9 protein-coding genes are annotated in these 10,349 nt (G+C 38.6%); 7 read left to right on the top strand and 2 right to left on the bottom strand.

The genetic code is table 11. From position 1 onward, the window contains the following. Positions 1–624 precede the first annotated feature (624 nt). Genes V7K42_RS03335 through V7K42_RS03320 form a run of 4 tightly spaced genes read left to right on the top strand, consistent with a single transcriptional unit; the run spans position 625 to position 5,099 of the window. Positions 625–1,599, top strand: coding sequence for a sensor histidine kinase (locus V7K42_RS03335; RefSeq protein ID WP_334913521.1), 975 nt, complete (start codon positions 625–627; stop codon positions 1,597–1,599). A 30-nt stretch (positions 1,600–1,629) separates the two neighbouring features. Next, positions 1,630–2,301 (top strand): response regulator transcription factor, encoded by a 672-nt coding sequence (locus V7K42_RS03330; protein ID WP_334913519.1) that lies wholly within the window; start codon positions 1,630–1,632, stop codon positions 2,299–2,301. Positions 2,302–2,335: 34 nt separating this feature from the next. Further along, on the top strand, positions 2,336–4,468 hold the full coding sequence (locus tag V7K42_RS03325) for a substrate-binding domain-containing protein (protein WP_334913517.1): 2,133 nt from the start codon (positions 2,336–2,338) through the stop codon (positions 4,466–4,468). Then, positions 4,446–5,099, top strand: a complete 654-nt coding sequence (locus tag V7K42_RS03320) for an FHA domain-containing protein (RefSeq protein ID WP_334913515.1) — start codon at positions 4,446–4,448, stop codon at positions 5,097–5,099. Before V7K42_RS03325 ends, V7K42_RS03320 begins: the two co-directional genes overlap by 23 nt. Before the next feature lie 175 nt (positions 5,100–5,274). On the opposite strand, the gene V7K42_RS03315 is transcribed toward V7K42_RS03320, so the two are convergent. Beyond that, on the bottom strand, positions 5,275–5,400 hold the full coding sequence (locus V7K42_RS03315) for a hypothetical protein (RefSeq protein ID WP_334913513.1): 126 nt from the start codon (positions 5,398–5,400) through the stop codon (positions 5,275–5,277). A 178-nt stretch (positions 5,401–5,578) separates the two neighbouring features. Then, positions 5,579–7,285, bottom strand: coding sequence for an eCIS core domain-containing protein (locus V7K42_RS03310; RefSeq protein ID WP_334913511.1), 1,707 nt, complete (start codon positions 7,283–7,285; stop codon positions 5,579–5,581). Between the two features lie 192 nt (positions 7,286–7,477). Between V7K42_RS03310 and V7K42_RS03305 the strand changes: the two genes are divergently transcribed. The 3 genes from V7K42_RS03305 to V7K42_RS03295 form a co-directional block, all read left to right on the top strand. Continuing rightward, positions 7,478–7,717: a hypothetical protein gene (locus tag V7K42_RS03305; RefSeq protein WP_334913509.1), complete on the top strand. Its 240-nt coding sequence runs from the start codon at positions 7,478–7,480 to the stop codon at positions 7,715–7,717. Continuing rightward, positions 7,717–8,241 (top strand): phage tail protein, encoded by a 525-nt coding sequence (locus V7K42_RS03300; protein WP_322645474.1) that lies wholly within the window; start codon positions 7,717–7,719, stop codon positions 8,239–8,241. Before V7K42_RS03305 ends, V7K42_RS03300 begins: the two co-directional genes overlap by 1 nt. Positions 8,242–8,264: 23 nt before the next feature. Then, the coding region (locus V7K42_RS03295; protein WP_334913508.1) for a hypothetical protein at positions 8,265–10,349 on the top strand (2,085 nt) is incomplete at its 3' end.

Below are 10,349 nucleotides of genomic sequence, written 5' to 3'. Positions count from 1 at the left end.
CTAGGTAAGCCTGACAGTTACAAAGTCGCAGACTAGTTACTACTCCAATCATGGGTTGGGTGTGTCAATTTTCCCATTCACGCAACAACGCCATTGGGAATTGAAAAACTCTTCCTGAGTCTTGATTACCCATTCCCCAATCTTCCCAGAATGATGATTGAGGGAACTGGAAGATATTAGATTCAAAAATCCGAAAAGCAGTAATTTCAGTTTGTAGATTAGTCTGGGGCAATTCTTAATGGGATACACTACATTTTTTTGTGGGCAGGGCATTTTACTTGTATCTCAAATAACAATACTGGATACTATATATACTTAAAGAAAAAGGGGAGGTGCATCCAAATCAAAACTTAATAATTATTTGTATTAATATCGAACAAGATAACTTAACAAAAAAATAAACATTCCTGGGACTGCATAATTTTATACTGATCGGCAGAAGATTAAAACATTTAGTTGCAAAAAGCGAGTGAAGCTATGACACTAGGCTTTTCTGTACAAAAACTAGAGAATGGCTCGAATTATTTGAATTCCTCAGATATTCAGAGCTTTTGTCAGCTAGAGTCTGAGCAGTTAACTAGTCAATATCCAATTATTTTCGCTCGGATTGTCTATCATGATTGCTTGCAGAAAAATCATCAGGAGGTTATAAGTTATGGTCAAAACCAAGCTCCTTTTTCTCGAAAAACTTTAGATTATTTGCGCTCAGAAGCATGGCTGACAAATTTTCCACCTGCTTTGACTTTGCATGAATTTAAACTTAAGGATTTTTCATCCATTTCTTACATTTGCCCCATAGCCTATAGAAATCAAAAACCTGAATACATTCAAATCATTACTCATCAACCTCTGTTAGAGAGTTTGCAAGTGTCTGTTAAACGCTCTGCTATGCTCTTGAGTAAGTATGTAGATATTTACTTAGACTATGGAAGACAAAAAACTGAAATTCAACTCCTAGAAGATGTTTTGCATCGAATAGGACATCAATTACGTAACTCTCTAGGGCTTATAGGATTATATGCACATAACTTATGCTTAGGCTTAAAAGATAGTCCTTGGCAAGAGCAAGCAACAATTATTGGCGAAAGCATACAAGATTTAGATACTAATTTAAACGAGCTTATTGATTGTGGACAAGGAGCAAAATTAAGGGTAACACTCCAAGATTTAAGAAGTTTAGTTGTTGAAAGTATCACAAATTTACAACCCCTAATTAATCATAAAAAAATTAAAATATCGATTCCAGATACATCAACAACACTGAAAATAGACAGATTGCAAATGAAACAAGTATTTGACAATATTCTCAGTAATGCTGTCCATTTTAGTCCTAATTCAGGAACTATTACCTGTAGCTGGCAAATTTTTCAAGATGAAGTTTTAATTAAAATTTCCGACCAAGGTACAGGATTATCTCAAGAAGATTTACAAAAAGTTTTTACTCCATTTTATTCTCGGCGTAAAGGAGGTACAGGACTAGGCTTAACTATTGCTAAGAAGATTATTTTGGATCATCAAGGAAGTATTTGGGCACAAGTTTTATCAGAAAGTGGAGCGCAATTCTCTATAATTTTACCTCGACCAAGGAGCGGTAATTAATTCGTAATTCATAATTCGTAATTAACAAAAATGAATAATAAACTTTCGGTTTTGTTGGTAGATGATGAAGAACGGTTCCGCCAAGGATTACGTACTCTTCTCAATTTCTATAGTATTAATTCTGCCTTACCTGTAGAAGTTATTGGTGATGCAGATTCTGTGGAGCAGGTTTTAAAGTTTACAGCCCAAAAGTGTCCAGATTTAATTTTGCTGGATATGCAATTGAAGGGATGTGATGGGATTACAGTTTTAGCACGTCTTAAGGAAACTGCTTACACGGGCAAGATTTTAGTGTTGTCGGCTCATCAAGAAGATGACTGGATTTTTAGAGCAATGCAGGCGGGAGCCGCAGGTTATGTGTTTAAAAATCGTGTAGCAACACAATTGTGTGAGGCGATTGAGACTGTTACAAGAGCAGAAATTTATCTACCTTCAGAAGTTGCTAGTCGATTTTTCCGGTTTTTTCAGGCTTACTCAGATTCTTGTCTAAAAGCATGTCATGAAGTGCGTTTAACCGAAAGAGAGCAAGAGGTTTTATATTGGTTAACTCAAGGTGCTTCTAATGAAGAAATCGCTAAACATTTATATGTAACAGTTGCTACAGTTAAGGCGCATCTCACCAGTATTTTTGAAAAATTGAAGGTTACTAGCCGGACTCAAGCTATTGTGGCTGCCCTCAAGTTAGGATTAGTTCACGCTTGATAGCTCTTTAAATTTTGAATTTTGAATTGTTTATATGCCTTCATTTGAATCTTTTTATCAAGAATACCCCTGTTCGTACAATTCTCCCTTAAGTTGCGATCGCCCCTTCCAAACGGCGCAGCAAATCAAGGGAGCTAAGTTTTGCTTGGAATGTGGTTTTCCGGCAACTTTACCACAGGAGGCTGAGATTAAAGGAAATCAGGGGACTTATCAAATAGCTAGTTTTATTGGTGTGCGGGGTTTAGGCCGCTTATACTCAGGTATCCAACTCAAGGACAAACAACCTGTCATCATCAAAGAATACCTACTACCCAATCGTTCTTTTAATGAAAGCGAGACTCAAAAGCGCAAAGATACTTTTAAACGGGTAGGTGGGGTAAGTTTAGCCGATAATAGAATTCAAAACTTCCGTCTTGTAGAAACTAAAGAAGCGATCGCAGATGAAAAAAGAGAGCGTTGTTATTTAATTACTCAAGGAATAGAGTCATCCCAAACTTTAGGTAAGTATCTCATAGAAAAGGGAGCAATGACATCTCTTGATGTGCGTGAGGTACTAAATCAAGGTTTACAAACTCTCCAGTTTCTCCACACCCAAAAGCTGCGTTTCCCCTCCAATCAAACACAACTGGGTATAACTCACGGCAACATCAATTTAGATAGTACTTTAATTAAAGTAGAAAATAATCAAAAGTTCTCTATATACTTTTGCGATTTAGCTATCTGGGAAAACTTATTTATTCCACCTATTGTTACTCAACCCGCACCCGTCAGACCCGAACAAGATTTAGAATCATTAGGGTTGCTAGCCTTTTATTTGTGGGCAGGAAGAACAATTAATTTTTTATCCAACCAGCCTCTCGACCCTAGAGATAATCAACAATGGCCAGATACAGATAGCCATTTGAAGCAGTTTATTTATCGTTTAATGGGGCTAGAAACTCCTTTCGATAATGCGGAAACGGCTCGTCAAGCACTGCTACAACTTCCTAAAGAAGATCGTGGTAATAGTTCGGTGCGTTCTCCAGCTTCTCAACTAATAGAAAAGCCTTTGCCAATGCCTTTAATTTTGTTAGGGATTCTGGCTTTATTACTACTTTGTGGGGGAATTTTATATTGGCTTTTGGGCAAGAAAACAGATAATCCTAATCAATATATACTCTGGTCTAGCCTTGTGCGGAATTTCTCTGAAGTCCCTAACGTCCCTTCTGGACAATTTATTTACACAGGAGAAAAAGACAGTACATGGAGCTTTGTTTTGACGCAATCGGTAGACAACAGTCGTTTAGGAGATTTGTTGACCAGACCAAAGCCAGATGCAACAGCAACATTTAACTATGAATCTATTTTGTCATCCAATATAAATAATCCGATTAAAAGTATTGAAGAAGTCCAAACAAGCAAAAAAGATTTTGCAATTACTAGTTTGACAGACAACATCACAGATAAACTTACTAAAAAACAAGTTGCTTATGATGGATTACTTGTTTTTGTAGCATTTAATAAAAGAGACTCAAATCTTGCTAATGCTTTGGGTGGGCAAATAAATATTGAGCAATTGCGGCAAATTTACACAGGTAAAATTACCAATTGGCAGCAAATTAGTCCCAAACTTCCAAATCTGACTGTGAAACCTTTTGCTCCAACTGAACCAGAAGCAATCAGTAAATTTAAAGAAATAATTCTCAAAAATGCCCCTCAAGACGAAGCTTTATTTACAACGAAAGTTACTAAACTTGATACAACAAAAACCCAAAATCAGATCCGCAGTGAGACTTTAGAGGGGCGAACCACTGGTATTATCAGTTTTGGTATTATCAGTAAAACTTCGAGTCAGTGTACTGGCTATCCGCTAGCGATCGCAGATGGTAAAAAGTCAGCAATTCAACCTCTGTTTCAAAGGCGCGATCGCCGCTCAATTAATCCCTCAGATGACTTGTGTCAACATGATGATTATTATGTTGATGTCACAACTTTCCAAAGCTACCCCCTGGGATACCCTATTTTTGTAGTGTACCCTAAAGACAGCAGCCGCCTGCCTGGTGGTTCTACATTTGCCCAGATGCTAACCACTCGTCAGGGTCAGTGTTTACTTAGTAAAGTAGGTCTTGTAGCTTTACAACCTATGCCTGATGATATAAATTCCTATGCCTGCAAATCGGTGCCCTAATCCTAGTTGCGAATATTTTAACCGCGCCCTGCCTAACAATGCTAAGGTTTGTCCCTGGTGTTCCACTCCTGTGGGCCCTGTGAATAATGTAGTTTCCCCTACACCACAACCACCTATTCAACCACAGCCTAGTCAACAACCGTCTAACCAACCTCCGCCTGTTCAGTATCAGCGGCCGCCTACAGAGCAACCTAATTACCAAGCTCCTCAACAAGCCCCCGTTGATTATTCAACAGTCTATCAGCCACGGGTTGCTTATCAACCAACACCCCCAGTTTATACCCCTCCGTCTCAAAGAGCGCCAGCCTTAAAGCTGATTCATAGCACTGGTAGAGAATTTCATCTCGTTGGGGAAGGAGGTTATATTGGTCGTCGCAGTCAGAGTCCAGGAATAGCACCACCCGAAATTGACTTGACTGGTATCCCCAGTGAGGGAATAGTATCTCGTCGTCACGCACGAGTCGATTGGGACTGGTCGCAAAATGCATACATGATTGTTGATATGAGTACAAATGGTATTTATTTAAACAACAATTCTTTAACTCCTGGGATGCAATATCGCCTGCTTAATGGAGATTCACTGCGATTTGGTCAGGACAATCTAGTCAATTTTACGGTGTATATTGTGTAGTAAAACTTTTGACGAATGCACAAGGGTTGCAAAAAGCTGTCAAATTTCATAGGGTAGTTGATCGATCAACTACCCTTCAATTTTCGCGAGAGTCACCATAAATTAACCTGAGTTTGACACTGCAATTGGTTAATGCACGCCACAATAATTTGGAAGATGGGGCGATCGCACTAAATTAATTTTCATACATGAGCGATCGCAAGACTATTAAGACAATCGCTACAAGAGCGGCGATCGCATGGTGAGAGGTAAAGTGGGTAAGTTCTAATAATTTAACAATTTCATCAGGAATCATGGTCATTTATCCACCTTATAAAGATATGCGATCGCACTTTTATAGTTATTTGGTACGTTAATGAATGCAACGCGCCAAATAACTACAACATAGGCAATTACACTCATTAAGTTCGTTATCATCGTGGAAATAAAGGAATTTCTTAAACTTTAGTGGTATTAGTATTAAGAGTCTGACGATCGCTCTATTTTATTGAAAATTCCTTCGTGGGCTTCACCGCCTGGTCAGATTGGGCTGCCTTCCACGCATTATCTACTATCTCCTTAAGCCAATCTGTCGTAAAGCCTTTCTTCAAATCCTCCATTGGCTTACCGATATTTTGACTCGCGTTAGTATCTGCCTTTTCACGATCTGTTTTAATACCGATACTAAGGGAATTTTTCGTACCCTCCAGTCCGATATTTTTATTTTCGTTTGTCATTGCTTTTTGGTCATTTATTAATGCTATCTGGTCATATTTATCCTGCACTGCTTTCACTCTTACCGTGACATGAGGGTTTATCACTACTTTTTCTGATGAGCTGTTTGTTTCGCTTACTGCTAAAATTACATGAACTGCTACACCTTTCGGAAACTCTTCTTTAGGTAAAACTACGTTGTCCGAAATCCAACCATGAGCGGTAAGTCTGTCAAATCCTTTTTTGAAACTCAATTCTCCCCAATTATTTGGTAGGGGTGTTTTAAATTCACTGAAATAATTTAACCATCCCGGCAGTGAGTCGTCTTTGTGTTTTTGCCCCGGTTTTAATTCCCCTCCACCCACATTTTCAGAAATATTAAGAAATTCAAGCATCTTTTCTTTTAATTTTTCTTCATTGTCTTGCACTTCATCGAATACTCCCACTGAATTCCAGTGCATGAGCCTATGTCTTAAGTTGTTTTCCAACTTTAATCTGTCTAAAAGCAGAAAAAATTTCGATATCTCTATGTATCTTTGTATTACCCCATCTCCTGCTACTAGGGATTCGGTTTTGCCAGTTGGGAGTTGTCCTACCCTCTCCTGTGGCTTCGGCGATCGCTGTACAGCCCCACCATTCTGCTGCACCACATGGGTCAACTCATGCGCCAGCAACTCCTGACCGCCCCGACTCCCAGGATTATATTCCCCCTGCCGAAAGAACACATCCTGCCCCGTTGTGAAAGCACGCGCCTGAATTGACTGATTCAACTGGTCAGATTGACCATCCGTGTGAACCTTCACCCTACTGAAATCTGCGCCAAACGCCTGTTCCATCGGTTTGCGGATGTTGTCTGCGATCGCCTGTCCACCACCCCTTGCTTGGCTAATGGACGCTTCCAGATCAGGCGCAGCAGCCATCCCAGCCTTAGCCTGACGCTGCACCATCGGTTTCATCTGTAATTCTTCCTCATCCTCTGGCAATGCTTCTCGTTGCAATGTGCTAATGTCCAGAGATTTCATCTGTAATTCTTCCTCATCCTCTGGCACTTCTTCCCGTTGCAGTGTGCTACTGTCCAGAGATTTCATCTGTAATTCTTCCTCATGCTCTGGCATTTCTTCTCGTTGCACCAAAGGCGTGATGGAATTTGCCAGAGGTTTCATCTGCAATTCTTCCTCTTCCTCTGGTAATACTTCTCGTTGAATAGACTGGCCATTTACAGGTTGTGCCATTCTTTGCATTACCTGCTGTGCTACGCTATCAGCTTCCTGTTCGTAAATGTCTCCAGGCTGGCTTATTGAGAGTTTTGCTTGGGTACGCAGTGGTATGTGACTGATATCGTGAGTAACTGGTTTCTGGAGTGGTTGTATTTCAGGAACTGCTTGGCGTGAAATTGCCGACGACTCCAAACCAAATCCGCGTGTAGGGTGTTTCAGGGATGGAATTGAGAAGCCTGTACTAGTTTGTTTCTTCCGGCTGACATATTCTCTCATTTTCTTATCCTGTTACCCAAGGAGTAGCTAGATGAATGATTTTACTGTTACTAACATCTAGGGTACTGCAATCGCATTTTCTACACAATTCCTCAAAAGTTTAAATTTAGGCAAAAACTAAGTTCGACTTTTGGCTACTTTTGATTCTGATGCTGTACCTTTAGCCTGGATTCTAGGAGAGATTTTTTATTTATGGACTCAAAACAGCAACAAAGTTTTTTCACTTTCGATGGAGATGTTGGCGGTATGGCTGGATATGCCGGGGTTTTTGCGGCATCTGATGCAAGCAAAGCGGCTAAAACGGCAAGTAAATATCTTAACGATTCACAGATGATGAACCAACTTACAGAACACGTGTATAAACTTTTGCTAGAAGACCTGCGATCGCAGCGAGAAAGGGTAGGTAGTTATGATTCTCAAAGGTGGTTGTGATGGCTACAGGCGCTAATAACGGCAACATTACTCACGAATTAAATTATGTTACTACTAATCGGTTCTATGTAGAAATAGACAGTTCTATTGCTGCATCTTTCGCTGAATGTACAGGATTAAGTGTTCAAATTAAGAAAAATGTTTTTCAGGAAGGTGGTGTCAACGACCAGCAAAGAATTTATTTAGGTCATACAGAATTTGCAGACATAACCCTTAAGCGAGGATTTACCGATCATCCAGGTTTTTGGAACTGGATGAATGCAGTTTTTGATGAACAAAAGAAAACATCTCGGCGCAATGTCAATATTCTGATTTTTAACCAAGCTGGTGAAACGATGATGAGTTGGACTTTGATTGGCGCTATTCCCATCACCTGGAAAACACCTGCACTCCAAGCAGATGGAAAAGCAGTTGCAATTGAAGAATTAACTTTAGCTTATGAAGGTTTACAAATAGCAAGGTCTACAGGAGGAGGTTCTTCTGTACAACGAAATCAAAAAACCGGATATTTCGTTTCTAGTTAATTGGCTACTATTCAACAATAACTATGCAAATTATTTCATCTTCATTAGGAAACAGTATTCATCCCCTTGGGATAATATCACCTTTGTCGAATCCTCAAAGAATGAGCTTGAAAAAAGAATCTCATTCTTTGCATTCACGAAGTCATTTTATCAGTCCAATACAAACTAAGCCACCATTAGTCACATCCGCTAAGTTTTTCTTATCTCGTCATTATGAGCCATCGATTCAACCATTCATAGGTTGGGATAGCTGGGATGCTGAGGATATAAATAGTGAGTTTTCCGTAATTGAGTTTGATTCTTATGATTCAATAGCTCCATTAGATAATAGTACTATTAATAGTAATAAGCCAGTAAAAGACAGTATCCCAGCAATACTGCCGACTCGTATTGAAAAAAATACGAGTAATAACACTTTGCAAGAATTAAATATCAAAAGTAAATCTAAATCAAAAAAAACAAATAAATCTCAACAACCAGCAGCAAAAAAGTCAAAATCAAAACCTAGAGCTAAAAAGGCTATCACATCATCGATGGCTAAAAATGTCGAACAATTTATTAATGAAAATAATATTACTATTAATGACGAAGAATCTCCATCGATTAAAGCTAGCTTAGAAACCCCGAATTTACAGTTGGATAGTGCTTCGGAGAACACTATAAATAACAATAATTATGTTACGGGTACAACAGTAGACACTCCATCTTTAATTGAAGATACATCGACTTTATTTAGGAATACTCTTAGCAATAATCTGCACCCAACTTCTGAGTTTCCATCTAGCTCTCCTAGTGTAGAGTTGCCTGTGACAGAAAGCATTTTACCATTACAAGAGAAGATTAGCTTAGATAATAATACAACTGAATTAGTCGAATATCCACCTATAGAATATCCTTTGACTAATAATGTAGAAAAAACAATTACTCCGTCTAATCAGGTTCCCAATAATTATCAAATAATAATCACCGAAGCATCAGACTCAGGTAATGTTTTAGATAGTTCAGTCAGCCCAACAGCTTCCCAAGAAGATATTGAAGCATATAAAGTTTCTTCTATCCTTGACAATAAAATTAGCACTACTCAAACAAATTTAATCCAATCTCAAGAGAACTTACCAACTTTAATCTCTCCATCGCAGGAAGAAGAGTTGACAAATATAAATAGTAATTTTGAGGCAACTCCAGTTATTGAAACAGACTTAATATTAAAAAATAACCCAGATGATTTTGTCACAGACAATCCTGGAGTCGAAAATTATTTAACTTTACCGTCAGCACTTACTTCACCTGATGTTAATAGTAATCCCACATTAATTTTTCATTCGTTAAATGATGAAAATACTGTAGAATCACAATCTAATTCTGAACCTTCATTTGTAAAAAAACCAATTGCAGGAAAACAAGAAATTAATCATGATTTTTCACAGGATGTAGAAAATCTAACGCAAGAACTAACCCTCCAGCCTACTTCATTACAAGGAGATGGGGAGAATTTAAAGCCTCTCTCGTTGGACAAGAAAGGTTTTCCAGATACCGGGAAAAGTCAGGAAATCGATTTGAGTGTTACAAGTAAATTTCTAGCCAGTGCACCTGTTGAGTTAACACCTACTTCAACCTATATTGAAAACACACCTAGTTTATTCACCAACTCTGATAATAATGAAGAGTTAATAACTTCAGAGTCACAGTCTGGTATAGCTGTTAATATCTCAGCAAATGTGACTTCACTACAACGTGATGAGGATATTACCAGCGAGTTTACAGAAAATCATTCCATCTTAGCATTGCCTGAAATTGTTGAAGCATCAATAATTACCGCCATTTTACCTGAAACTAGTAAAGCATCGGTAGTTAGTGCTAGTTCACCTGAGATTGATGAAACACCAACAATTATTGCCACTTCGTCTGAGATTGATGAAGTACCAGTAGCAAGGGCTAGTTTACCTGAAATTAGTGAAGCACCAACAATTATCGCCACATCATCTGAGATTATTGAAGCATCGGTAGCAAGGGCCAATTTACCTGAAATTATTGAAGCACCAACAATTATCGCCACTTTGTCTGAGATTGGTGAAGTACCAGTAGCAAGGACCAATTTACCTGAAATT

The sequence above is a fragment of the Nostoc sp. genome (assembly GCF_036917455.1).
Lineage (GTDB): Bacteria > Cyanobacteriota > Cyanobacteriia > Cyanobacteriales > Nostocaceae > Nostoc.
Note: the sequence above shows the minus strand (reverse complement) of the source record. Positions and strands in the feature narration are given on the sequence as shown.